This is a genomic window from Bacillus sp. HMSC036E02 (assembly GCF_001836235.1).
GTDB lineage: Bacteria > Bacillota > Bacilli > Bacillales > Bacillaceae_G > Bacillus_A > Bacillus_A cereus.
This window is the reverse complement of record NZ_KV827836.1, coordinates 36,251-60,445: the sequence shown is the minus strand read 5'-3', so window position 1 is coordinate 60,445 and position 24,195 is coordinate 36,251. Positions and strand designations below refer to the sequence as shown.

The window sequence follows — 24,195 nt, the reverse complement described above, 5'->3', positions numbered from 1 at the left end:
TTCTTAATGTAGTTCTAACTTTACTTCGATTTTCTTACCGACATACCATAAAATAAAAATACCAATCGCTACAATAACTGATTTCACTGGATTATGAATAAATGACATTAAATCATGACCGATATACGTTAAAATAAAAATCATCACAAGTTTTCCGAATGCTAACGCTAGACCAAACTGTTTTACACTAATTCGGGATAAACCAGCGACAACATTTATTAGCGCTGACGGTGTAAACGGAAAACAAAATATAACAAAAATCGGTGCGAATCCTTTCCTTTCAATCCACCCCATTGCTTTTCGTACTCTCTCATGCTTATTTACAAACGAAAAGAAACGACTGCGACCAAAATGGCGGATGATGAAAAAGACAAGTAATGCACCCATTACTGATCCAAGCCATGAATAAAGAAAACCGAGCCAAAAGCCAAATGCAACAGCATTCGCCAGTACAAATACAATAAGCGGTAATGCTGGAATCAACGCCTCTATCATCGGTAAACCAATACCAAGAAGTGGTCCGAACGCTTTATAACTCTCAACAATATGATCCATATTTTCTGGTGAAAAATACTCTTTGATTGTCTGAAAATCCATTCTACACTTTACCCCTTTACTCTAAATACTATCCCTACTGTATCATTGCTTATATGAAAGAGGAAATGGTAGATACGACATACGGAGATGTATTTATTAAAGTTTCCATATCTTTCATAAGAATTCCTTCATTATTTAGCTATGATAATCTATCAATATTCGACAGGACGTGTCGTTCATTTTGTTATTTAGATTGTTTTTCGGTTTTTATCGGTAAATGAAATTATACTGGTGATTTTCTAAATATATCAATTACAACTCGTTTTTTCTAATATATCGCCTTATCTACAAAGACTGACTGACAAACAAAAAAAGAATGGGGATTCCCCCATCCTTTCACACTTCGCCTTCCTTCACAAAATACACCTTCTCATAAGCGGGTCTTAATGTTGATTCCTCTTTTTTATCGACCTCTTTAAAACAAGGATTCCCTTGTTTTTTCCTACGATCTTCATATTCAGTACGTAATTTCGCTGTACGATTTTGTTGATTTTCAAAACTAGTTTTTGATATTTCTAATTTCACAGCAAAGCCATTTATAAATCTAATAATAAGATTTCCATCTTCTAATTCTTTATTACTTTCAATATAAAAATGAGACAACCAAGCGCACTCTTTTCTAGAGTAAGAATAGGTAGGGAAAAAATAAAGTTGATCTGCTGGACTAATCGCAATCGGTGCTTTATGTGTAATATGAGTTAACTCTTTCGTTCCTTCTTTTCTGCCTAAGAAACTAGAGCCATGCTTGCGGCAACTTCTTTCTATAATATCTAGAGGTTTTTGAAATACGAAAAAAGAATCATTCATTTCAACGACTCGCGTAACAATTTTCTTTTCACTTAGAATAACAGGAAGTAAGGCCATCGTATTTTTCGTTACAACATAATTTTCGACATAGCGTTCCACTTTACTTTCCATACTCCATTATCTCCTTTTTTCCATTTATATTAGCAGCTGCATATATAATTTTAGCATCTATGAAAAGGAAATAGCTTACAAGTTCCGCTTTTTTACAATTTTTTATCATTTATCAAACATTTGTTAAACAATAAAATCACGATATAGAAATTAATTAATTTTAAAGTTATAAAAACAGCATTTATACTACCTATAAATATTTATTATCCATTCCTCATTTCACATCATTACAACAACTAACTTTGCTATAATTAAAATGTAAATCCAATATATGGAGGGCCACTATGGAAGAAAAAGAGATCCAACCATCGATTCAAATGAAAAATAGTAGCGTCATTATCGTGAAAAACTCAGCTAGTATTATATTCGGTTTATTTTTCATTCTGCTATTCTTTGCCAAACCGTTTCGTAAATCAAAATGTCCAGAATGTAAAAAACGTGAGAAGAAAAAATCAGGGCAAGAACATTAAAAGGCCTTCCTTTATGGAATGCCTTTTTACATTTGTAGTATCATTTTATTTATTCTTCTTCCCCCTAAAAAACGACTATATTTTCTTCCAAGGTTCTCTACATCTTTTTTGATTTGTAATATGATCCTTATATAAAACATGAGAAAGAGTATTTGTACTTGTTACCCGCTTTTAATTTTTATTAAAAAATTCAAATTTGTACATCTTTATCCATCACTAACAATTCGTTAATTAGTTAACTTTGCAATATAAGTTTTGTATATAATGTCATTCAAAAACACAATATATATAAGTAGCTATTTATAATTACATTGCTTTTTATCGAATTCTAAAAAGGAGTTGTATACTATGGATAAAGAAAATCCATTAAATCAGCAGGTTAATAGCATTCCCTCAGATGCTCTGAATACCCCTAGTAAGGAACAAGAACAACTGTTAGAAACATCATCTCAAAACGTACAAAATTCCAACAACAACGCTAACAAAAAAGATGTTACTCAAGGTCTATCTGGAAAAGATTTCCCCATTTCAACAGAGAATACAAATTTATAGTTATTTACTATCATACGCAGCAAATGCTCTTGCTGAACTAATTCTTCTACAGAAACTAATACGCATTCCAGATAATTTTTTACCAGTTGTAACATCGAAAAAGAGATTTAGATATAAAAACAGGCTCTAAAAAAACTTTCTCCACAACAAAAAAAGGATGGCATTAGCCATCCTTTTTTCCATCATCAACTATAAAATTATAGTTTGATTACGTTTTTAGCTTGAGGTCCACGGTTACCGTCTTCGATTTCGAAGCTAACTTTTTGACCTTCTTCTAAAGATTTGAAACCGTCAGTTTCGATTGCTGAGAAGTGTACGAATACGTCGTTTTCGCCTGGAACTTCGATGAAACCGAAACCTTTTTCGTTGTTAAACCATTTTACTTGTCCTGTTACTGCCATAATTATTTCCTCCTAAGAAAATACAAATTTTAAATTTTTTAGTCTTCCTGTCTAAAAAAAGAATCCACACATTATCAAATACGAAACATAAACTAGTTCTCACATACTTTTTCTCGTTCGTTTTCAGCACTTGATAACATATGGATTGCTTAATTTAACTATTCAACTGACATCATCATAGCACATTAAAATAAAATGTACAATCTTTTTCGAAAATAGAATTTCTAATTTTTAGTATTTCTTATAAAATATAATTATCTCTATTCTAAATAAGGAGGAGTTTATGACCAATAAAATTCCTAGAAAAACATTAAAAAGAATTGAAGAGGATATTGAAAATAATAATCTTGGAAAAGCAAGAGATAGATTGCATGGCCTCATCTTTACATACCCAAATGAATTACATCTTCGAAAACAACTCGGAGATATTTATTATAAATTACAATATCCAGAAATGGCTGGACGTTACTGGTATCTAGAAGAGCATAAAACAGGTATTATGCATGAGTCATGTTTATTATTTGAAAAATCAATGGGAAATAGTCCTCATCATATTGCACGTGCTTTAAAGTTTAAAGGCGATTCTAACCATATAAAAGGTTTGTATAAAGATCAACCTTTATCTTCAGTGCAGAAGAAAGTAGCAGAGGAGTTAATTTATGAGTATAAAGAAACATGGAAAGATAAGCTAGTTCCTTTTGGCTGTCTAGCATTGCTTGCTTCCCTTCTCTTTTCTGCCGTTGTTGGTCTATTCACTATTTGGAATTGGATTTTTTAATCACAGGGGGAATTTTCACATGTCAAACTACGCTAAAGAAGAAAGGCTAACAGGGGGAAACGTCTCAAGCGTATATCGTTCTAAAAATACTGTTCGGCGAGAGTTAAAGCCAGACAGTGAAAAGATTCATAAGCTATTGCAACATTTAGAAAACAAAGGATTTCATTATGCTCCAAAGTTTTTAGGTGTAGATGAAAAGGATAGAGAGATTTTATCCTTTATTGAAGGAGAAGCTGGCAATTATCCTTTAAAAGAATATATGCGATCTAATGATGTATTAAAAAAAATAGCAAAGATGCTCCGCCTTTACCATGATGCTGTAAGTGATTTTCCGTTATTAGCTGATTGGAAACCGATGGATCATACTCCAAATAACATTGAGGTTTTATGTCACAATGATTTTGCCATATATAACATTATTTTTAATAATAAGAAGCCAGTAGGGATTATTGATTTCGATGTTGCTGCTCCTGGTCCAAGACTATGGGATATCGCTTATACACTCTATACTTGTGTGCCTTTAAGTAGAGTGTATTATACTGAATCCGGTGAAGCCGTTCATTATGACTCATCGCAACATGCAGATCGTATTAAAGAGAGAGTGAATTTGTTCGTTCAGTCCTATGATAAAAATATGGATGAAGATTACTTAGGAATGGTGTTGCTTCGATTAGAAGGGTTATGTACATATATGAAACGAAAAGCTCAAGAAGGCGACTTGAATTTCCAAAGAATGATCGATGAAGGACATCTAGAGCATTATGAGAAAGATATGAAGTTTATTCGTGATCATAGGGCTGAGTGGAGTTGATTTAGTAATAAAGAAAAGTTAGTATCGTTTTTTGCCGACAACTCAATCTCTCTTTTCGAATCGTTTAGAAAATAACAAGGGGCACCTTTCAAAAAGGTGCCCCTTCCTTTTATTTCGTAAACTGTGCTTCTTCCGTAGATCCTTTTAACGCTGTCGTTGATGAAGTTCCGCCTGTAATCACTTGTGCCACTTCATCAAAGTAGCCTGTTCCTACTTCGCGTTGATGACGTGTTGCAGAGTAGCCATGTTTTTCAGCTGCGAATTCTGCTTGTTGTAGTTCAGAGTATGCTGCCATGCCGCGCTCTTTATAGCCACGTGCTAGTTCAAACATACCGTAATTTAATGAATGGAATCCAGCAAGTGTTACGAATTGGAACTTGTAACCGTAAGATGCGATTTCCTTTTGGAAGCTTGCAATTGTTTTTTCATCTAGTTTTTGTTTCCAGTTGAATGAAGGTGAGCAGTTATATGCAAGTAGCTTCCCTGGATGCTCCTTATGAATTGCGTCCGCAAATCGTTTTGCATCTTCTAAATTTGGTTCTGACGTTTCACACCAAACGAGGTCTGCGTACGGTGCATACGCTAAACCGCGCGCAATTGCTTGATCAAGACCTGCATTCGTACGGTAAAACCCTTCTGGTGTTCTTTCTCCTGTAATAAATGCTTTATCAACAGGATCAATATCGCTCGTAATTAAATCAGCTGCATCCGCATCTGTTCTTGCAACGATAATTGTCGGCACTCCCATTACATCTGCTGCAAGGCGTGCAGAAATTAAATTGCGTACTGCTGTTTGCGTTGGTAGTAGTACTTTTCCGCCTAAATGGCCACATTTTTTCTCTGAAGATAATTGATCTTCAAAATGCACACCTGATGCACCTGCTTCAATCATACCTTTCATCAGTTCGAATACATTTAATTGCCCACCAAATCCAGCTTCTGCATCTGCTACAATCGGTACGAAATAGTCTGTATCATCGCTTCCTTCCATATGCTGAATTTGATCCGCACGTTGAAGTGTTTGATTAATTCGTTTTACTACAGCAGGTACGCTGTTCGCTGGATATAAACTTTGGTCTGGATACATATGCCCAGAAAGGTTTGCATCAGCTGCTACTTGCCAACCACTTAAGTAAATCGCTTTTAACCCAGCTTTTACTTGTTGCATCGCTTGGTTTCCTGTTAATGCGCCAAGTGCGTTAATATAGTCTTCTGTATGAAGCGATGTCCAAAGCTTCTCAGCACCACGACGCGCTAACGTATGTTCAATATCAATTGACCCGCGCAGGCGAATTACATCTTCTGCCGAATATGGACGTGTGATACCTTTCCAACGCTCATCTAATTCCCAGCTTTCTTGTAACTTCTCGATTCTTTCGTTTTTCATTTGTTCCATCCCCTTTTCATTTTTTATAAAATTTCATAACCCGGTAATGTTAAAAATGGTACGAATTCATCATTTCGAACGAGATTTGTAAACAACGTTGTCGCCTCTTGGAATCTCCCTTTCTTAAAGGCTTCCTTACCAATCTCTCTTTCTATTTTTGCTAATTCTTCTTCTTTTAATTCTTCCATTAATTCAAGCGTAATATTACGACCATCATTTAGTTTTCCACCTTCATGACGAATCCATTGCCATACTTGTGCTCTTGAAATTTCAGCTGTTGCCGCATCTTCCATTAAGTTATAAATGGGTGCTGCTCCCCGTCCGCTTAACCAAGATGCAATATATTGAATACCTACGCTAATATTCATGCGAAGGCCCTCTTCTGTAATCGTTCCCACTGGTACCTCTAGTAAATCGCTTTCTGTTACACATATTTCTTCACGTTTTCTAAAAATTTGATTTGGTGTTTTCATAATGTGATTAAACACTTCCATTGCAACCGGTACAAGTCCAGGGTGGGCAACCCAAGTCCCGTCATGACCGTCTAAAGCTTCGCGTTCCTTATCAGCACGCACTTTTTCAAAAGCTGCTTCATTTGCTTCTGGATTATTTTTAATCGGAATTTGTGCCGCCATTCCTCCAATTGCTGGTGCATTACGGCGGTGACATGTTTGAATTACTTTCAAAGAATACGAACGCATAAATGGCGCCGTCATCGTGACTTGTGCTCTATCTGGTAGTAAGAATTTATTATGATTACGGAAACTCTTTAAAAAGCTAAAAATATAATCCCATCTTCCGCAGTTTAAGCCAGCAGAATGATCTTTTAGCTCATACAAAATTTCATCCATTTCAAACGAAGCGTGAATCGTTTCCAGTAACACAGTTGCTTTAATCGTTCCATTTGGAATGCCGATATATTTTTGAGCAAATACGAATACATCATTCCATAATCTCGCTTCTAAATAACTTTCCATTTTCGGTAAGTAAAAGTATGGGCCGCTCCCTTTTGCTAAAAGAGCTTTCGCATTATGGAAAAAGTACAAGCCGAAGTCTACTAAGCTACCCGACATATTTTTCCCATCAACTTGCATATGCTTTTCCTCTAAATGCCATCCTCTTGGACGTACAATGAGTACAGCTGTTTTCTCATTTAATCTATATTCTTTCCCTTTATCATTTTCATGTGAAATCGTTCCCTTTACTGCATCTCGTAAATTGATTTGACCTTCCACTGCATTTTCCCAAGTTGGTGAATTCGAATCTTCAAAATCCGCCATAAAAAGATGCGCTCCTGAATTTAAAGCGTTAATGACCATCTTTCTATCTACCGGTCCAGTAATCTCTACACGGCGATCCTCTAAGTCTTTTGGCAGCTTGGCAATTGTCCAATCCGCTTCACGTATGTGTTTTGTTTCTTCTAGAAACTTCGGAAACTCCCCTGCATCAATTCTCTTTTGTTTTTCTACACGTTTTTGTAAAAGTTCTATGCGGCGCTCATTAAAATTCTCATGTAGTTCCTTCAAAAAACTAAGCACCTCAGGTGTCAATATTTCGCTGTACGCTGGTAACATTTCTCCAACGAGTGTAACCCGTGAAGTTTGCGTCGACATATTAGCATCCCCTTCTTAAACTGTTTTATAACAGATTTGATTTCATGTTTTATATTATATAACAAATCTTCAGAAAAGGAAGTTTTTTTTGAAAATTCATTTCGCTTTTTTTCAAAACGCCATTCTTTCGCGCTTTATTTCATACAAAAAAGGCCGCTGTTATACAACAACGACCTTTTTGTATTATTTTTGAATTTCACTTTGACTAGTTAAACTTTATTACTGCCCTTGTTCCATATCATGCAATATTGCTCTATGTAAAAACTGTGCGTATTGTTCTCTCGTTACCTTCATAGACGGACCGAATTTACCTTCTCCGATTCCCAGTGTAATACCATTTGTTTGTACTGCACTAATTGCATTCGTTGCCCATGAATTTGCTGAAACATCATTAAAGTTATGAGATCCCTTTGCCTGTAGGTCAAAAGCATTCGTAAGAACTTGTGCCATTTCCGCACGCGTTAACGTCGCCTTCGGTCTAAAGTTTCCATTCTCGTCTCCCTGGAAAATTCCGATTTCCGTTAGAGCCAATATCTCCTCGATAAAGCTTGTTGAATTTTCATCGATATCTCCATATGGGTTTTCATATTCATCTTGTTCTTCCATATCAAACACACGGTAAATTAAAGCTGCAACTTGCTCACGTGTTACATTATCCCCAAAACCGAATATTCCATCGCCATATCCCAAAATAATTTCTTGTTCCGCTAATTCATGAATTGCCTCATATGCCCAATGTCCTTTTGGTACATCTTTAAATACAATTGTATTTGCTTTTTGCAACGGTGCACTTTCCGCTTTTACACTATTACTCTCTGCTGAGAATAACACCCCACCCATAATTGTTAATGCTGTAGCTGTTTTTAATAATTTTTTGCTCATCAAATTATCTCCCCAATATGTATATGTTTTTTTAAAAATATACAGAATAAATGGTATAGTGACAATATATTTTCCGACACATTTCGTGACGGTTTTGTGAATCATATTACACATCATGTCTTTTTCATCGGGTTGATTATAAAGCTTGTTTATAACCATAAAAATACATAAATACGAATAATAATTCTTTTTTAAACAAACAAAAAAGCACAAATTTTTCTATTTGTGCTTTCATATTTCACTCTACTTCCAATCCTCTTTCAAATGATAATTAATAATCGCATTATTAATAAACTGAGCATATTGTTCTCTAGGTACAGGGCGATTTAATTCATACATGCCATTCCCAGTTCCTCTCACAACATTATTAGATTGTAACGCACTAATTGCATCTTCTGCCCAGTGACCTTTTGGAATATCTTTAAATGTATGTTTTTGTTTCGTTTCAAAATTAAATGCTCGTTTTAAAATGACAGCCATTTCCGCTCTAGAGATTGGTGCTTTCGGCCTAAAATCCCCTTGGCCATCCCCTGTAAAAACACCACGTTTTGTTAACGCTAAAATTTCCTTTTTAAAAGTGGTTGTACTATCAGAAACATCTTTATATGGATTCGCTACTGGCCCTTCTTCTTTTATCTCAAGTGTTCTGTAAATAGTCCCAGCTACTTGTTCACGTGTTATAAGATCGCCAACACCATACTTCCCGTTTCCATACCCTAATATAATTTTATGATACGCTAAATCCATAATAGCATCATATGCCCAAAATCCGTATGGAACATCTTCAAACACAATCATTTGTGGATACTCTTCCGCTTTTACAGGCGTCACATTCGCCCCTGCAAATATACCTCCTGCCATTGTCGCAATCATCATTACACCCAATATTTTTTTCTTCATTATCCTCTCTCCCTATTTCATTCAAATAAAATGAACTTCATTGTTTCAGGAGTACTATTTTTTTGTGAATGTAAGATAAAATGCAAATCTTCTAGAAGAAATATTTCCACTACCTTTCTGCTTTATACCCCCTTCTTTCTTTTTCAAAAAGGAAGTTGTCACATCTAAGGTGTTATATACTAAAACATTCTACAATCTCTTTATAAACTCCTTTTCACTTTATAACTTCCCTTTATTGGCACCTAAAGGAGATGCCTAATGGAGATTACTATATTCATGGTTTATATTTCAGAGGTAGCATTTTTCGCTGAATTTTGAGGTGGGGGTCTTACTGCCCAGCAAATAACGAGATAAAAAAATCATCCTTTTTTCTTAAAAGAGGATGATTTTTTTATATTTATTAACACTCAAATATGCTACTACTTTTGAAGAGTAAATTGGGCAACTATTTGTTTTAATTTTCCTGCTGCGTTATGCATATGTTCAATTGAAACCGAAATCTCTTGAACAGATTTTTCTTGCTGTTGAATAGACTCTTTTACCCTATCAGTTCGGTCAGATGATCTTTGGGAAATTTGAGCCATGTCTTCTGCAGAAGCCGAGATTTCCTCACTACTCGCTGCAATTTCATCTGTAGACATAGATACCGTTTGAATTTGCTCAGATACTTGCTGTACTTTTTCTGTAATTGTTCCAAATACTTTTTCTGTATGCATTACTACTTGTGTACCTGCCTGTACCTCATTATCTACTTTCCCCATCATATGTACCGTATGGTTCGTTGTTCCCATAACTTGAGTAATAAGATTCTCAATTTGTTTTGCAGAATCACTAGATTGTTCTGCTAATTTCCGCACTTCATCTGCCACAATTGCAAATCCTCTACCACTTTCACCAGCACGTGCAGCCTCAATTGCGGCGTTTAATGCTAATAAGTTAATCTGGGAGGTAATACCTTGCATAACATCAATGATTTTAACAATTTCTTCTGATTGTTCTTTCATAGTCTCTACTTGTTTCACACCGCTATGTACCGAATTTTGGATTGTATCCATCTGTTGAATCATTTGTTTCATTAATTTGTTACCACTTTCTGCATCTAATGCTGATTGAGCAGATAATTCATTTACAGAGGATGATGTATTGACTATACTCTGCATTCCTTGCGTCAACTCTTCCATCGCACCCGCAGTTTGTTCCATTGCTTGCATTTGACTCTCTGCACCATTTGCAACTTCTTCAATATCCATAGTGATTTTCTTCGCTGCACTACTAGATACTTCTGATGCAGATACTACTCCGTCTGCATGTTGGAATAAAAGCTGAATATTATTCTCTACTTCTTGCATATTTGTTCTTAGCCCTGCAATCATCTCGTTAAAATTACTTACTAATACACCCAATTCATCCTTAGCAGTATAATCACCATGTACGGTTAAATCTCCTTCTTTCGCTCTTTCCATCATACGACTAACCGTTTGTAAAGGAGCAACTATGAGCTTGCTAATAATATAACTTACTATACATATAACGATTGTAGTAACTACTACAAGAATGATAAAGGTAATAACGGAACGATCAATCATTTTTTGAGAATCTTTAAATACTTGGTCAGCTAAATTTGAAACATACGATTCTAGATCCACTGCATAACCAGCTAACTCTATTCCCTTCGGTTTTAATTCCTTCTGAAATTCATTTACCATTTGTGGCTCATTTGTTGCCTTCGCCTTTTCAAATAATTTTTTATATGTATCTTTATAACTTGGTAAAGATTTCTTCATCTTCTGAAATAGTTCATCCTCTTGCTTACTTAAATTAAAACCATCATCATATTCTTTTAATAAAGAATCATATTTTTTAAGATCCTTTTCAATATTATCAATTATCCCCTCTTTATTTGCCACTTCATTTTGTGATGCCGTAATTAATTCTAGTAAGTTATATTCTAATGAATTTTGTGTACGAAGCATTCCTTCTAATAAAATTGCAGAATATTGATAATCATCTACTACAACCTCTGTATCATGCTTAATCTTATTAATAGAATTAATTGCTACACTGCTCATAATTACCATACCTAAAACTGCTAATGAAATAAGCGCTAATAATTTATATTTCACTTTTAAATTTTGTAAAAAATACATTTTTCCACCTTTATTCCTTTATATATAGATTTTTAGAATTTTATAGCTTATTATTTACAAAATCGCAATAAAAAGCAATGATAAATATTCCCAATATGAAACTTATATCTCTATAAAAAAAGAAGTAGCTATCATGCTACTCCTTTTTGCTTTGTTTCTCATATTGTTCAAACGTATGAATTCTTTCAAAAATTGGTGGGTGCGTGTATAAGAAAAATTTTACTAACGCAGGCGGATTTACTTGGCTTAAACTTGTTTTTGATAAATATTGAAAAGTTTTCACACCAGATTTCCCATCCTTCGTCATATTTAAAGCATATTGATCTGCCGCTCTTTCTTCTATACGTGAAACGTAGTTTGTTGCTGGTTGTGCTGCAAAAGAGAGGACAGAAGAAATTAAGAAAAATAAAGGTAAAATGGAGAAACATGCTACCTTTGAAATTTGCAATGTATCTCCCCATTTGCGAATACACATATTTATAATACGACTAATTAAAAACATACCTATAAACGATAGCAATACATAACTTGCAACGCCAAAATATATATGTTTCATAACATAATGCCCCATTTCATGGGCCATTATAAATAAAATCTCTTTATCTTTTAACTGCTTAAGTGTTGTATCCCACATTACAATACGGGCGTTAGGGCCAATTCCTGTTACGTAAGCATTTAATGCATTCGTTTTTTCTGACATATTTACTTCATATACGTGTTTAGCAGGAATGTCCGCTTTGTCTGCTATCGCTAAAATTTTCGTTTCTAATTCTTTATTTTTCAGCGTCGAGAAGTCGTTATACAGTGGATCAATAACGACAGGCTGTATGAATGTTAAAAAGATTGTAAATGGAACAGAGAGCGCCCATCCTGCGAGCCACCATCTCTTCGGAAATTTACGGATAAGCCATAATAGAACGGTAACTACGATTAACATAGTCGCATAACTTTCCCAAAAACCGATAACATGATCTTTTATCCAGCTTTGTGTACTTTGTGTTGAAATGCCGTAATCAACGGACACTTTCCGGCCAATCCATTGCATCGGTAAGGCAAGCACTGTTGTCAATAATGATAAATAAAAGAAATAAATCGCAACTTGCAAAACACTTATTTTAGTCGTTTCCTTCGACCATTTCTCAAACTTTCTTGAAATACCTAGCACAAGTACAAATAATAAAATAATCCATTCAAGAGGCGTCGCTAAAAAGTATAGAAAATTTTTCACGCGCGAATAATCTTGGCTTAGCGTAAGCTCTCTCGTACTCATAAACGTTTCTGGATCTGCACTCGTTCCCTTATACATGTCCGGAATAAGTTCATGATTCCATCCAAATAAATACCAATATATAAGTAACGCAAATCCAACGTACAAAAAAAGCGACCAACCGATAACCTTCTTCACGCTATTCCCTCCTCTATGCTGCCTGTCTATTATTATTGTAAGTTCGTACACGCTAAATTAGAACAAGCTTATTATGTGAATTGCTCTGGATCTTTTTATTTACATAAAAAAACTCTTCTACATAAGAAGAGTTTTACCTATCTTTAAACACTTTCTTCGGTTCACAATCCGTAATAAGGATCACACTTACAAACCAACACGCACCCTACTTGCTTTTTAGATAAAATAAAAAGCCTCTTTAAGGAAGTACATCTATTAATAAACTAAAATCTTGTAAAGAGAAAGAACTATATTTCATAATACCCTGTACAGCTAAAAGTAAAACAAGACCGATCACACACATATAGTTAACGCTTTCTTCATTCTTTTTTTCAGTAACCACTCCACCACTTATACATAAAATCCCTAGCAAATGGAGCGCTAAATACATGAAAAAATAAGCTTCCTCCCAGCGCAAAATAACATTCACTGTCGTTATTAACACTAGACTAAGTAAAATCAAATAAAAAAACTTATTTGATGATATCGTTTCATTCATATAATTTTATACACCCCTTTCAAATTTCGAATTAATGATGTTTCAAAGCTATAAAGTAAATGATTGTTTTCATACCATAAAACAAAAGGAAAGCCACCATTACTTTCTCGAATACTTTATGAATCCACATATACTTCTCTTCATTCTTTTTGAAGATGCGCTTCATCATTTCTTCTACAATTAGACCAAATATTAGTAAAACCCCGAACACAATAAGAAGAGAAATAATATTTTCTTTTAAATGAGTACTAGAAAATACGTAATACTCTGGAAACACAATCGTATCTACTACAGGTTGAAGCCAATGACAAACACTTCTATCACACATCTCTGTAATAGACGTAGAATCTATAATGTCTTTTAATATTTTTTCAACCGTCTTCTTCATCTTATTTACTCCCGACTACATCTGAAAAGCTCTTTTTCTGCTCTGCATATATAACTGGCACTTCTTTACTCCAATATTTGCGATTAACAAATAAAAAGATAAGTACTAAGTTTAATCCTGTTATAAAAATAATAAGTCCAGGAAAGAATGTCGTATAATTTGAGAAATCGGCAAAACTCATAATTTTTTCTCTACTTATTAGAAAAGACGCACCTATTACAAATGCATTGTTTAACATATGTATTGCAATTGGCATGAGTAAACTTTTCGTACGAATATATACGATTGACAATACGATGCTGAATATGGCTGCACCGAGGAAATCAACATGTAACAACGCAAACAATATTGCTACAACGATGGTCGCTATGCTCGTTCCCCATTTTGTTGCAAAACGTTGAAGTAAAAATCCGCGAAAAACAAATTCCCCGATAATTGGTGCGATGAATACGACCCTAATGACTTGAGATACATATCCCCCAGTACTATCTACAATTGGTTCATGCAGGGCGTTCATAATAAAGTCCGGTGTAATCCATGCAAAACTATACATATACAAAATAAGATACCCGTAACTAAACATGCATAACATAACCGTAATGTATAAAACTTGTACCAAGTTAAATGTTTCATTTTTATTAACAAATAATGAAAATGAAATGTGGTGCTTTCTATACTCATAAGAAATCCATACCATCGGAAGGATATAGAATATAAGGATATTTATAAAAGAAGAATTTTGTATATGAAATATACTTGTTAGCAAATCGCCACTACTTCTCGCTATTAAAATTAATAGTGCAAATACAATTAAAAAATATCTAGCTCGCATCACTTGAAACGGGTTCACACTCATCTCCTCCCCTATGTTACTTTTATCATATCATTTGATTCTTAATTTTTTGCGAAAGAAAACCTTAAAATTTCCTTAAAAATTCCATAAGTTACAAAATGATGATATGATATTCGAGAAAATTAGGAGGGATATTTATGTACCAAGCAAATATTTTACTCGTTGATGATGAAACAGCAATTTTACAATTACTAACTACCATTCTTGAAAAAGAAGGCTTTTCTCATATTACAACTGCAACATCAGCTGAAATAGCTTTATCTCTAACTAAGCAAAACAATTACGATTTAATTATTTTAGATGTAATGCTTCCTGGACAATCTGGTTTTGATATTTGTCCAATCATTCGCCAACAAACAGATTGTCCAATTTTCTTCCTATCAGCAAAAGCATCTGATTTAGATAAAATATCCGGATTTTCATACGGTGCAGATGATTATATTACGAAACCATTTAATCCATTAGAAGTAGTAGCACGTATGAAAGCACAGCTTCGGAGACATATGAAACAAACCGTACCACACGAACAAAAACCACACTCAATTTCATTTGGAAGATTTGAAATTGATCAGCACTCTGCAGAACTAACAGTAGATGGGCACATTGTCGAATGTTCTGCTCAACTCTTTCAACTACTACTCTTCTTTTGCGAGAATCCGAACTACGTATTTTCGAAAGAGGAAATATATGAAAAAGTTTGGGGAGCACCTGCCTATAATGGCGATGACAACACTGTTATGGTCCACATTCGAAAACTACGTGAAAAAATTGAACACGATCCAAGTAAACCAGAATATATAAAAACCGTTCGCGGGCTTGGTTATAAGTTCGTTACAAAGTAGGGTGACGATATGAATTTTAATAAACGACTTATTATTCAATTTATCATGCAACACGTTTTTGTTTTAGTTACATTACTTATCGCTGTAGTTGCTGCTTTTACTTATTTAATTTTTCTTCTTACTAGTACTTTATACGAACCTAACATTCCGGATTCTGATAGTTTTACAATTTCAAGATACATCTCTTCAGAAGATGGGCATATTTCGTTACAATCTGAAGTGCAAGATTTAATAAAGGAGAAAAATGATTGGCTCCAAGTTGTAGATGAAAACGGAAAAATCCTCTACCACTTTAATACACCAAATGATGTTCCGGATGCTTATACGAAGACATCTTTAGTCGCATATATACAGCATCATATCGAAAGCAATTATAAATTTACATATTGGGAAATTGAATTAGAAGAAAAGAAAGCACTTGTTATTTATGGTGGTATGTTAAAAAGCAATGCGTTACTGACAGCAATTCAAAAGGAGCATTCCTCTTTAACGATGGATTCGTTCGCATTAACAGATCAAGAAAAACAGTTACTGTCTAAAGAAAAAGCAACACTTCAAATATTTAATCAAAATGGCGAAGAGGTTTTTTCCTATCCAACTGGAAAGAAAAAAACATTTTCAGCAATACAAATTGCCCTTAATGAAAAAGAACCGTGGAATCATAAAGAAAACACGTCTAGCTTTTACGATGCAAATAGTGGCAACCTTCTCGTTGTAACTGCAAAAAATGAGCACTACTATCCAGATGACGAAATTGAAGATGTATTTACTAAGAAGTTTCTCATCGGATGCGGATTAATCCTTCTTATCGTATTTGTTTATTTAGTCATTCTTTCTATTTGGTACGGTAATAAATTCGGGAAACCGTTATTACATGCGATGCGCTGGCTTAAAAATATCGCTGGTGGAAAGTATGAAGAACCTATTAGTAAAAAAGGAAAACCCGTCAGGTTCCGGCGATCTGGTAAAGAAAAATGGTCATTCCGTTTGTTTAGAGATGTAACAAGTTCACTAGAACACCTTTCTATTACACTCAAAAAAAATGATGCGATGAGGCAAGTCCTCCAGCAAACACGAGAAGAATGGATTACCGGTCTAACACACGACTTAAAAACACCACTTAGCTCTATATATGGCTACGCATTATTACTCGAATCGAATCAATATAACTGGACTGATCGTGATATTCAGCAATTTGGTAGTGTTATGAAAGAGAAATCTCAATATATGACGACATTAATTGATGATTTAAGCTTAACGTATCAATTAAAAAATAACAGCCTTCCTGCCCAACACGTAAACGTTGAAATCAATCAGTTCGTTCAAAAAGTATTATTGCAATTTATTAATAATCCAACACTCCAAAATCAAAATATTGAATTCGTACCGAGCTCAAATAAAATTCAATATTTCATTGAAGAAAAATGGTTTCAGCGTATTATCGAAAACTTACTCGTAAACGCGGTAAAACATAATAATGAAACGACTAATGTCATCGTAAAACTATCACAAAACGCTAATTCCTTTACACTCTCCATTTCAGATGACGGAAAAGGAATGGATGAAAAAACGAAAGAACTTCTATTTGAACGATATTACCGCGGAACAAACACAGAAGAAAGCAACATTGGAACTGGACTTGGCCTAGCCATTACAAAACAGCTCGTTCATGCTCATAACGGAACAATTTCCGTTGATAGTGCACTCGGAAAAGGAACGACGATTATTCTTGTATTTCCGTTTCGTTCGTAGGAAAGACGCTATGTGGCGTCTTTTTTTCTTTTCTGGGAGAGTTTTGCGGTAATTGAAATTATGCAGATCGTTTTTTGGGGGTGTTTTAGCGGTATATGAAATTATATCGGCGATTTTTTGAATATATCGGCGCAACTCGAATTATATCAGCGATTTTTTGAATATATCAGCGCAACTCGAATTATATCAGCGATTTTCTAGATATATCGACTTACCGACAAAAACCGACAATACTAACCTACTTCCTCTACTACTATACAAAGTAAAAATAACCCTTCATAACTCACTATGAAAGGTCACTCCATATTTCAGCTATTTCCCTACTAACACAAACACATTCTCATCAGGTGCTTCCATTACTGCAACATGTCCTGATTCTGTTGGAAATGGTTCGCGAATCCACTTTACATCTTTATTATCTTTTAAACTCTCATACGTTTGTTGTACATCTTCTACTAATACTTCGACTTCCGTAAAATTAATATCCGGATGATTGCTTATTACTAACTCCGAACTTTTCTCATCTGGAAATTTCAATCCTATTAACGTCCAAATAGCTCCTTCTTCTAGTTCTCTCTCTATAATCCAGTTTTGCTCCATTCCCATTTCTTTATAAAAAGAAACGGATCTTTCTATATCTTTCGTATGTATAGATACACATTCTAGTTTTTTGAACATTTTCCCATTTCTCCTTTTATGAAAAAGCGAACCATCTCCCAATGATTCGCTCTTACCTTATTATTTTTTCTTCACCGGTATCCAAAGCTCTACTTGTGCAAACTCACTCTTATCTTCGTGGCAACGCTCATCGTACAGTTCAAACTCTGTAACTCCGCAATGTTCATACCCTGAATGCGGAAACCATTCTGAGAATACTGCATTCCAAGTTTGGTGAATAGACGATACCATTTCTTTATGAGGAACTTTCGGCGTTGTAAATACTGCATATGTTGCTGCAGGGAAAGTACGCTTTGCAATTTCATTTGGTACATTTTCAAAGTCTGTAACTTCCATTCCAATAATATAAGTGAAGTCCCCTGTTTCTAAATTAAAATCAGTACATAATCCAAGCTCTACCCATTGGCTCGTATCTTTACGATTCGGAATCGTTGTTCCAAGATCTTTTTGTAAATATTCTTGCCAAAATGCTGGGATGTCTTGATGGTTCTTCCCCTCTTTACTTGTCGTCTTCAGTTCATAACCTGCCATTAAAAATTCTGGTTTATTTACAATACGATATTCCATTTGTATGCCTCCTAAATACGGATTTAATTTTCTTTGCTTTACATTCACTCTGTAATACATCGGTGTTTCGATTTCTTGTTTTCGATATTCACTCGGTGTCATTTGAAATAATTTTTTAAAGGCTCTCGTGAACGTTTCGTGAGATTGAAAGCCATGCTCAAATGCGATATCAATAACTTTTTCATCCGTATGAGAAAGTTGATAAGCTGCCCGGGCTAACCTCCTCTTTCGAACATACTCCATTACTGTATCACCTACTAACGCCTGAAATACACGATGAAAATGCGACTCAGAAAAACCTGCAACCCGCGCTAAATTACGCAGCGTTTGTTTTTCCATTACATCTTCCTCAATATAATCAATTGACCTTTGAATTTGTGTTTCATAGCTTTCCATCTCTGTTCACCCGCCTTATATGTATTATGATAAAAGAGAACACAATCCAATTCTTGACGTTTTTTACTATAATTCCATAAAAAATTGTAACTTTTTTATATGTATTTCGTTGTTATGTATGAAGGGAGGGAAATGTAGTGAAACGCAAACAATCATTAGAAGAAATTTACTCAGAGCATATGCATGATTTATTTCGCTATCTTCTCTCCCTAACCGGAGATTCCCACTATGCGGAAGATCTCATGCAAGAAACATTTTACCGAATGCTCGTCCATATTGATTATTATAAAGGCGAAGAAATTAGGCCGTGGTTATTTACAATAGCCTACAACGCCTTTATCGATTGGTATCGAAAAGAAAAAAAGTATAACACAACTACAGTGGAAGAATTCCATTTACCAAACGTGCCAAGTACAGAACATGAATATTTCGTAAAACATGAGATTGCTAGTTGGTTAGACAGTTTATCTTCTCTTCCGCTCGAAAGACGAAATGTCCTACTACTACGAGATTACTATGGATTCTCCTATAAGGAAATAGCAGAAATGACTGGTCTCTCATTAGCGAAAGTGAAAATTGAATTACACAGGGGACGAAAAGAAATAAAAAGCATAAAGGAGTGATACAGATGGGCTGTGCAGAATTTAAAAAACTATGGAAGAAGTATGAAAATGGAACGCTCACGCATGATGAACAAGAACTGTTAGAAAGTCATATTGAGTCATGTGAAGAGTGTGAAGCTTACTTAGATGAGCTGTTAACAAAAACAGAACCAATTAAGAAAAAGTTACCTCCAAAAGATCTTAAAATTCCTTTTTGGAGAATTAAGTGGAAACATCGTTTACAAACGTTTGGTTTTATATTATCAATTTGCATCGTTATCTATATAATCGGCGGGGTATTATCAGCCTTTTATTTTCAAGCTAATAATGATAAAAGGCTAAAAGAAATTAGAGAGGTTCCTTCGCTGGCACTTGAAGCAACTATCCCAAATAGCCGCGTTATGGGAGGCGGAACAAGTGTAGAAGCTTTTTTCCGTACAAATAGCCAATTTGATTTAGTAAGAACCGTCGGTAAAAAAGAAATGCCACTTGGTACAATAGAAACAAAAAGCTTCTTATCATCTGTAGATATCACGAAGCAAACTTGGATGAATCCGTTCTATCAACCAAAACTCTTCTTTGTTCATCCCAAAACAGAGCAGGGTGATTATTTAAAGGATTCATCAAAAAAAGTATGGGATACACTTGCAAAAGTACATGATGGAACCGTTGCAGAAGTAGCAATTTCTTTTGATAAAGCTTACACTTTAAAAGAATTAGAACCGCTTTTATATAGCATATTCGAGGCACAAGAACTCCCTCCAACTCCTGTATGGTACGCTTTAGATACAGGACAAGAAAGAAAAAATGTAGATGACTATATCCTACATGGCGGAGAAGCTATAGGGTTTCCAGAACATGTAAGATTCCTCGATAATGAAACTGACGGGCAGAAAACGCAAGAAGACAAAGTAACCGAAATGATGCGCGTTCTTTCTATCCATAAAAAAACGGTAAGCAAAATAGCAGCGCTTTCTGAGAAAGAACTAAACTTAGATAAACGTTATCAATATGTAAAGGATAACGGTGTAAAAGTATACGGAATTGTTATTACTGGCCCATCGAAAGAGTTATTAAAATTACAAAACTCCCCGCACGTACGTTATGCGACTCTTGGAGATATTGAGATTTGGAATTGGTTTGATCATTAATAAAAAAGAAGTAGCGCTCTAAAAAAGATGCGCTACTTCTTTTTTATTCCGAAATCAATTTCACATACATCCCTCTCACCGCTTTTTCATAAGCAATATCACTCATCTGTCTTATGTTTTCTGACACAACAGACGACTGAACGATTTTTCCTTCACGAAGTAACGGCGGATCAATAAGACGCACTTTATTTTTCTGATGTAAATCATAATCGTTTCTATCTTCTTTTACTTTTACATTTCGATGAACTTTGCTTAATAAAGCTTCTACTTCGGGGTCATTACATTGTTGCAATTTTGAAATAAGCTCCTCATCTTCAAGAAGAAAATCATCTGCATGAATAATCCTTTTATGAAGAGCTACCTTTAACGTTTTCGCTAACATATCATTTCCGTAAATATTCATTGGTTCCATAAAGAAATCGATTACTTCCTTGTAATACGTTTCTGTAAACCATTCTGCCATTTCGACACTTTGAACAACCATTTTCCCATCTACAGCGATGACATCTTCTAAAAAACTGTGAACTTCTTCTAAAGAAACATACCCATATGTATACATATCTCGTAATGTATAATCCACTCTGTCTGCGCATAATTCTGGTGCTGACCTTTCGAGTAACGTCCATTTCGAATCATCTAACAAAATATCTTCATAGTTATAACCATACTTCGCAAGAATCGCTGGAATTTCTGAGTTTTTCACAACAGAACTAAATATCTCTTCATGATAACTTTCATCTTCATTATGAAAAACGTAATCAATCACGTGGGAAAAAGCAGTATGCGATACGTCATGCAGTAAACTAGCGATCTGTTCTTCTACTGAACCACCTAGTTTTTTCACTAACAACATAACACCAACTGAATGATCAAAGCGCGTTACATTCCATTTCTCGTTCATTAAGTAACTTGCGCCTGCTTGATGAATTCCCTTTAGTCTTTGCATAGATTTACTTGAAATTAATTCTTCTACTACTTGATCCACTTCAAATTCTCCGTATAGTACATCTAATATGATCACTTACAATCCCCCTTTATTTTGATCGAGTCTTATAATCTTATCTCTTTTATGAAATTAGCACCAACATAAATATTTATTGTTATTTGTTTTTATTAAAAAAAATAGAGAGCCATCAGCTCTCTATTTCATAACCCCTATTCAAATGTAACTTCTACCTGCACAATCTCCGACCTACTACCAAGTCTAAGCGGTGGTCCCCAAAACCCAAATCCAGAAGAAACAATTGCGTGGAACGCGCCTTTTTGTGCGTATCCCCAGTCTAGCTCGTACATTCTTCTCGTTACAATATGATTGGGCGCCATTTGTCCGCGGTGCGTATGACCGGATAATAATAAATCTACACCTGCCGCTGCTGCTTGTTTCAACTCAAATGGCTGGTGATCCATTGCGATAACAGGCATCGATTTATCTACCGTACTCATTAATTGTTCAAAGCTTTGACGATCTCGCTCTGTTTTATCTCTTCTTCCAACGAGATAAAAGTCATCTTCAATTGTAATTACTTCATCTAAAAGAATACGAATATCAATCTTATCCATCTCTTGTAAAAACTCTGGAACCGCTCTACCGTAGTATTCATGGTTCCCTAAAACACCATATACGCCTAATGGTGCTTTCATTTGTTTCATGATTGGTCCCATATTCTTTTGAATGAACACACCTGGATGATCATCGATAATATCACCTGGCAGTAAAATAATATCAGGTTCCATCTCATTTACATGACGAACAAGTCTTTTTAAATGCGAAACGCCAGACAGTTTACCGAAATGCATATCAGAAGCCATCGCAATGCGTAAACTTTTACGCTCCTCTACCTTTTTCGGTATGTGCACCTCGTACTTTCTTACTACCGGACTATACGCATTAAATACTCCATACGCAAAGATAAAGATAAATGCAGCTATCACAGCCGCCCCTGTCCAAATAATTGCCGCTTCTTTCTCTACTGAAAACTGTAAAAGAAAGACCATAATATTAGCTAATGGCAACAACATAAGCGCATATTGTATAACTGCAAACCAAATCGAACCTATCGTTCGCAGAAATGGCAAAAACTTAAACACTTGCACGAGAATGTACGCATATGAAATAAATGCAACTATAAAAGCATAATATCCCCAAGATTCCCAGCCAAATACCGCATGAAGCCAAACCCAGCCGTTCCAGCCAATGTAAAACATAAGTAGTGTGTATATAATTAATATGGTAAATATATTGAGATAACGAAGATTCTTCACAGCCAGCCTCCTTATTGATTTCTTCTATTATAACTTGTTATGCACTTATAACGTAAATATTAAGCACTTCAATCTTCAGAATAAGAACATTGATAAACATATTGTCTTAAAATTTTTAAGAACGGCTGTAATGGACATTTTTGAGTCTTAAGTGTTGGATGAAATTCTATTATCTTTATCCTTCAAAACTCATCTATGCAATTATGCATAACCATCCATTCCGTTTTATTTTCATGTTACGATATAAATGTAATACGACATATATCGACAAAAATAAAAGGAAGTGATTGTATGAAACGTTCTAAAACATACTTAAAATGTTTAGCATTATCCGCTGTTTTTGCTAGTAGCGCTGTAACTCTTTCAACACCTGCTGCTTATGCTCAAACAACATCGCAAGTTGTAACAGATATCGGGCAAAATGCAAAAACACATACGAGCTATAATACATTTAATAATGATCAAGCTGATAATATGACAATGTCTTTAAAGGTAACTTTTATCGATGACCCAAGCGCTGATAAACAGATTGCCGTTATTAATACAACTGGTAGTTTTCTAAAAGCAAATCCTACTATAAGTGATGCACCTATTGATAACTACCCAATCCCTGGCGCTAGTGCAACATTACGTTATCCTTCACAATATGATGTTGCATTTAACCTTCAAGATAACAGCGCTCGTTTCTTTAACGTAGCACCTACAAATGCTGTAGAAGAAACGACTGTAACATCTAGCGTATCTTATCAACTTGGTGGCTCTGTTAAAGCTTCTGTAACGCCTAATGGCCCTAGCGGTGAAGCTGGTGCAACTGGTCAAGTAACTTGGTCGGACTCTGTAAGCTATAAACAAACTAGTTATAAAACAAATTTAATTGACCAAACAAACAAAAACGTAAAATGGAACGTATTCTTTAACGGATATAACAATCAAAACTGGGGTATTTACACACGTGATTCCTACCATTCTTTATACGGAAACCAACTGTTTATGTACTCTCGCACATACCTATATGAATCTGATGCAAAAGGTAATTTAATACCGATGGATCAACTTCCAGCATTAACAAATAGTGGTTTCTCTCCTGGTATGATTGCTGTTGTTATCTCTGAAAAAAATACAGATCAATCTAACTTACAAGTCGCTTATACAAAACACGCCGACGACTACCAACTTCGTCCAGGCTACACATTCGGAACTGCAAACTGGGTTGGAAACAACGTAAAAGACGTTGATCAAAAAACATTTAATAAATTGTTCACACTAGATTGGAAGAATAAGAAATTAGTAGAGAAAAAATAAAGA

At 34.9% G+C, this 24,195-nt stretch carries 25 protein-coding genes and 2 pseudogenes; 10 read left to right on the top strand and 17 right to left on the bottom strand.

Going from position 1 to position 24,195, the window contains the following annotated elements:
- Positions 1-3: 3 nt before the first annotated feature.
- The gene (locus HMPREF2590_RS11865) at positions 4-597 is read right to left on the bottom strand and encodes a TVP38/TMEM64 family protein (RefSeq protein WP_000347517.1); all 594 of its coding nucleotides are present in this window, start codon (positions 595-597) and stop codon (positions 4-6) included.
- A gap of 336 nt (positions 598-933) precedes the next feature.
- The gene (locus HMPREF2590_RS11860) at positions 934-1,515 is read right to left on the bottom strand and encodes a competence protein ComK (RefSeq protein ID WP_000444439.1); all 582 of its coding nucleotides are present in this window, start codon (positions 1,513-1,515) and stop codon (positions 934-936) included.
- Between the two features lie 284 nt (positions 1,516-1,799).
- On the opposite strand from HMPREF2590_RS11860, the gene HMPREF2590_RS11855 reads away from it, so the two are divergent.
- Together HMPREF2590_RS11855 and HMPREF2590_RS11850 are read left to right on the top strand one after the other, a co-directional pair.
- Positions 1,800-1,985, top strand: a complete 186-nt coding sequence (locus HMPREF2590_RS11855) for a hypothetical protein (RefSeq protein ID WP_000391372.1) — start codon at positions 1,800-1,802, stop codon at positions 1,983-1,985.
- A gap of 348 nt (positions 1,986-2,333) precedes the next feature.
- Positions 2,334-2,537 carry a hypothetical protein gene (locus HMPREF2590_RS11850; protein WP_000356922.1) on the top strand — a complete coding sequence of 68 codons (204 nt, stop codon included), beginning with the start codon at positions 2,334-2,336 and terminating at the stop codon, positions 2,535-2,537.
- A gap of 197 nt (positions 2,538-2,734) precedes the next feature.
- On the opposite strand, the gene cspA is transcribed toward HMPREF2590_RS11850, so the two are convergent.
- Positions 2,735-2,938 carry an RNA chaperone/antiterminator CspA gene (gene cspA / locus HMPREF2590_RS11845; protein WP_000301518.1) on the bottom strand — a complete coding sequence of 68 codons (204 nt, stop codon included), beginning with the start codon at positions 2,936-2,938 and terminating at the stop codon, positions 2,735-2,737.
- Positions 2,939-3,221: 283 nt separating this feature from the next.
- Between cspA and HMPREF2590_RS11840 the strand changes: the two genes are divergently transcribed.
- Positions 3,222-3,716: a DUF6584 family protein gene (locus HMPREF2590_RS11840; RefSeq protein ID WP_000182395.1), complete on the top strand. Its 495-nt coding sequence runs from the start codon at positions 3,222-3,224 to the stop codon at positions 3,714-3,716.
- A gap of 19 nt (positions 3,717-3,735) precedes the next feature.
- On the top strand, positions 3,736-4,527 hold the full coding sequence (locus HMPREF2590_RS11835; RefSeq protein ID WP_003312665.1) for a phosphotransferase: 792 nt from the start codon (positions 3,736-3,738) through the stop codon (positions 4,525-4,527).
- Positions 4,528-4,636: 109 nt separating this feature from the next.
- Here HMPREF2590_RS11835 and aceA read toward each other — a convergent pair whose 3' ends face one another.
- From aceA to HMPREF2590_RS11790, 10 genes and pseudogenes are all read right to left on the bottom strand, one after another.
- On the bottom strand, positions 4,637-5,914 hold the full coding sequence (gene aceA / locus HMPREF2590_RS11830) for an isocitrate lyase (protein WP_000787346.1): 1,278 nt from the start codon (positions 5,912-5,914) through the stop codon (positions 4,637-4,639).
- A 23-nt stretch (positions 5,915-5,937) separates the two neighbouring features.
- Entirely contained in the window at positions 5,938-7,527 is a 1,590-nt protein-coding gene (aceB, locus tag HMPREF2590_RS11825) for a malate synthase A (RefSeq protein ID WP_000107348.1), read from the bottom strand.
- A 219-nt stretch (positions 7,528-7,746) separates the two neighbouring features.
- Positions 7,747-8,514 carry an S-layer homology domain-containing protein gene (locus HMPREF2590_RS11820; protein ID WP_113710744.1) on the bottom strand — a complete coding sequence of 256 codons (768 nt, stop codon included), beginning with the start codon at positions 8,512-8,514 and terminating at the stop codon, positions 7,747-7,749.
- Between the two features lie 138 nt (positions 8,515-8,652).
- On the bottom strand, positions 8,653-9,309 hold the full coding sequence (locus tag HMPREF2590_RS11815) for an S-layer homology domain-containing protein (protein ID WP_000727094.1): 657 nt from the start codon (positions 9,307-9,309) through the stop codon (positions 8,653-8,655).
- A 419-nt stretch (positions 9,310-9,728) separates the two neighbouring features.
- A complete protein-coding gene (locus HMPREF2590_RS31190) occupies positions 9,729-10,520 on the bottom strand; it encodes a methyl-accepting chemotaxis protein (protein ID WP_404978265.1) in 792 nt (263 codons plus the stop codon).
- A 156-nt stretch (positions 10,521-10,676) separates the two neighbouring features.
- Positions 10,677-11,456, bottom strand: a pseudogene (locus HMPREF2590_RS31185) (MCP four helix bundle domain-containing protein); the annotation flags it as partial.
- 136 nt (positions 11,457-11,592) lie between these two features.
- Entirely contained in the window at positions 11,593-12,861 is a 1,269-nt protein-coding gene (locus HMPREF2590_RS11805; RefSeq protein WP_070861404.1) for a M48 family metallopeptidase, read from the bottom strand.
- A 238-nt stretch (positions 12,862-13,099) separates the two neighbouring features.
- A complete protein-coding gene (locus HMPREF2590_RS11800) occupies positions 13,100-13,399 on the bottom strand; it encodes a DUF2101 family protein (RefSeq protein ID WP_001006050.1) in 300 nt (99 codons plus the stop codon).
- 31 nt (positions 13,400-13,430) lie between these two features.
- Positions 13,431-13,787 carry a hypothetical protein gene (locus tag HMPREF2590_RS11795; RefSeq protein ID WP_000754344.1) on the bottom strand — a complete coding sequence of 119 codons (357 nt, stop codon included), beginning with the start codon at positions 13,785-13,787 and terminating at the stop codon, positions 13,431-13,433.
- A gap of 1 nt (position 13,788) precedes the next feature.
- Positions 13,789-14,637: a CPBP family intramembrane glutamic endopeptidase gene (locus HMPREF2590_RS11790; RefSeq protein ID WP_001067986.1), complete on the bottom strand. Its 849-nt coding sequence runs from the start codon at positions 14,635-14,637 to the stop codon at positions 13,789-13,791.
- A 140-nt stretch (positions 14,638-14,777) separates the two neighbouring features.
- Between HMPREF2590_RS11790 and HMPREF2590_RS11785 the strand changes: the two genes are divergently transcribed.
- On the top strand, positions 14,778-15,482 hold the full coding sequence (locus tag HMPREF2590_RS11785; protein WP_000283864.1) for a response regulator transcription factor: 705 nt from the start codon (positions 14,778-14,780) through the stop codon (positions 15,480-15,482).
- Positions 15,483-15,491: 9 nt separating this feature from the next.
- Positions 15,492-17,234, top strand: coding sequence for a sensor histidine kinase (locus tag HMPREF2590_RS11780; protein WP_001010439.1), 1,743 nt, complete (start codon positions 15,492-15,494; stop codon positions 17,232-17,234).
- A 312-nt stretch (positions 17,235-17,546) separates the two neighbouring features.
- Here HMPREF2590_RS11780 and HMPREF2590_RS11775 read toward each other — a convergent pair whose 3' ends face one another.
- Both HMPREF2590_RS11775 and HMPREF2590_RS11770 read right to left on the bottom strand, forming a co-directional pair.
- Positions 17,547-17,912: a VOC family protein gene (locus tag HMPREF2590_RS11775; protein ID WP_000473641.1), complete on the bottom strand. Its 366-nt coding sequence runs from the start codon at positions 17,910-17,912 to the stop codon at positions 17,547-17,549.
- Positions 17,913-17,972: 60 nt separating this feature from the next.
- Positions 17,973-18,875, bottom strand: coding sequence for an AraC family transcriptional regulator (locus HMPREF2590_RS11770; RefSeq protein WP_000446853.1), 903 nt, complete (start codon positions 18,873-18,875; stop codon positions 17,973-17,975).
- A 137-nt stretch (positions 18,876-19,012) separates the two neighbouring features.
- Between HMPREF2590_RS11770 and HMPREF2590_RS11765 the strand changes: the two genes are divergently transcribed.
- Together HMPREF2590_RS11765 and HMPREF2590_RS11760 are read left to right on the top strand one after the other, a co-directional pair.
- On the top strand, positions 19,013-19,498 hold the full coding sequence (locus HMPREF2590_RS11765) for an RNA polymerase sigma factor (RefSeq protein WP_000823990.1): 486 nt from the start codon (positions 19,013-19,015) through the stop codon (positions 19,496-19,498).
- A 5-nt stretch (positions 19,499-19,503) separates the two neighbouring features.
- Complete coding sequence (locus HMPREF2590_RS11760; RefSeq protein WP_000501655.1) at positions 19,504-20,628, top strand: anti-sigma factor; 1,125 nt, start codon at positions 19,504-19,506, stop codon at positions 20,626-20,628.
- Positions 20,629-20,671: 43 nt separating this feature from the next.
- On the opposite strand, the gene HMPREF2590_RS11755 is transcribed toward HMPREF2590_RS11760, so the two are convergent.
- Both HMPREF2590_RS11755 and HMPREF2590_RS11750 read right to left on the bottom strand, forming a co-directional pair.
- Entirely contained in the window at positions 20,672-21,649 is a 978-nt protein-coding gene (locus tag HMPREF2590_RS11755; RefSeq protein ID WP_000584685.1) for an HD domain-containing protein, read from the bottom strand.
- Between the two features lie 134 nt (positions 21,650-21,783).
- Entirely contained in the window at positions 21,784-22,890 is a 1,107-nt protein-coding gene (locus HMPREF2590_RS11750; protein WP_000793732.1) for a metallophosphoesterase, read from the bottom strand.
- 34 nt (positions 22,891-22,924) lie between these two features.
- Here HMPREF2590_RS11750 and HMPREF2590_RS31070 point away from each other — a divergent pair.
- Both HMPREF2590_RS31070 and cytK2 read left to right on the top strand, forming a co-directional pair.
- A pseudogene (locus tag HMPREF2590_RS31070) lies at positions 22,925-23,038 on the top strand (TetR family transcriptional regulator); the annotation flags it as partial.
- Between the two features lie 143 nt (positions 23,039-23,181).
- Positions 23,182-24,192: a beta-channel forming cytolysin CytK2 gene (cytK2, locus tag HMPREF2590_RS11740; RefSeq protein ID WP_000830629.1), complete on the top strand. Its 1,011-nt coding sequence runs from the start codon at positions 23,182-23,184 to the stop codon at positions 24,190-24,192.
- The last annotated feature ends 3 nt before the right edge of the window (positions 24,193-24,195 follow it).

Bases quoted from the DNA above. Each gene is read 5' to 3' on its own strand.
- HMPREF2590_RS11835 (WP_003312665.1), top strand. From the start codon at position 3,736: ATGTCAAACTACGCTAAAGAAGAAAGGCTAACAGGGGGAAACGTCTCA.
- HMPREF2590_RS11840 (WP_000182395.1), top strand. From the start codon at position 3,222: ATGACCAATAAAATTCCTAGAAAAACATTAAAAAGAATTGAAGAGGAT.
- cytK2 (WP_000830629.1), top strand. From the start codon at position 23,182: ATGAAACGTTCTAAAACATACTTAAAATGTTTAGCATTATCCGCTGTT.
- HMPREF2590_RS11855 (WP_000391372.1), top strand. From the start codon at position 1,800: ATGGAAGAAAAAGAGATCCAACCATCGATTCAAATGAAAAATAGTAGC.
- cspA (WP_000301518.1), bottom strand. From the start codon at position 2,938: ATGGCAGTAACAGGACAAGTAAAATGGTTTAACAACGAAAAAGGTTTC.
- HMPREF2590_RS11770 (WP_000446853.1), bottom strand. From the start codon at position 18,875: ATGGAAAGCTATGAAACACAAATTCAAAGGTCAATTGATTATATTGAG.
- HMPREF2590_RS11800 (WP_001006050.1), bottom strand. From the start codon at position 13,399: ATGAATGAAACGATATCATCAAATAAGTTTTTTTATTTGATTTTACTT.
- HMPREF2590_RS11775 (WP_000473641.1), bottom strand. From the start codon at position 17,912: ATGTTCAAAAAACTAGAATGTGTATCTATACATACGAAAGATATAGAA.
- HMPREF2590_RS11820 (WP_113710744.1), bottom strand. From the start codon at position 8,514: ATGATTCACAAAACCGTCACGAAATGTGTCGGAAAATATATTGTCACT.
- HMPREF2590_RS11860 (WP_000444439.1), bottom strand. From the start codon at position 1,515: ATGGAAAGTAAAGTGGAACGCTATGTCGAAAATTATGTTGTAACGAAA.
- HMPREF2590_RS11785 (WP_000283864.1), top strand. From the start codon at position 14,778: ATGTACCAAGCAAATATTTTACTCGTTGATGATGAAACAGCAATTTTA.
- HMPREF2590_RS11760 (WP_000501655.1), top strand. From the start codon at position 19,504: ATGGGCTGTGCAGAATTTAAAAAACTATGGAAGAAGTATGAAAATGGA.
- HMPREF2590_RS31190 (WP_404978265.1), bottom strand. From the start codon at position 10,520: ATGCAAGCAATGGAACAAACTGCGGGTGCGATGGAAGAGTTGACGCAA.
- HMPREF2590_RS11795 (WP_000754344.1), bottom strand. From the start codon at position 13,787: ATGAAGAAGACGGTTGAAAAAATATTAAAAGACATTATAGATTCTACG.
- aceB (WP_000107348.1), bottom strand. From the start codon at position 7,527: ATGTCGACGCAAACTTCACGGGTTACACTCGTTGGAGAAATGTTACCA.
- HMPREF2590_RS11850 (WP_000356922.1), top strand. From the start codon at position 2,334: ATGGATAAAGAAAATCCATTAAATCAGCAGGTTAATAGCATTCCCTCA.
- HMPREF2590_RS11780 (WP_001010439.1), top strand. From the start codon at position 15,492: ATGAATTTTAATAAACGACTTATTATTCAATTTATCATGCAACACGTT.
- HMPREF2590_RS11865 (WP_000347517.1), bottom strand. From the start codon at position 597: ATGGATTTTCAGACAATCAAAGAGTATTTTTCACCAGAAAATATGGAT.
- HMPREF2590_RS11815 (WP_000727094.1), bottom strand. From the start codon at position 9,309: ATGAAGAAAAAAATATTGGGTGTAATGATGATTGCGACAATGGCAGGA.
- aceA (WP_000787346.1), bottom strand. From the start codon at position 5,914: ATGAAAAACGAAAGAATCGAGAAGTTACAAGAAAGCTGGGAATTAGAT.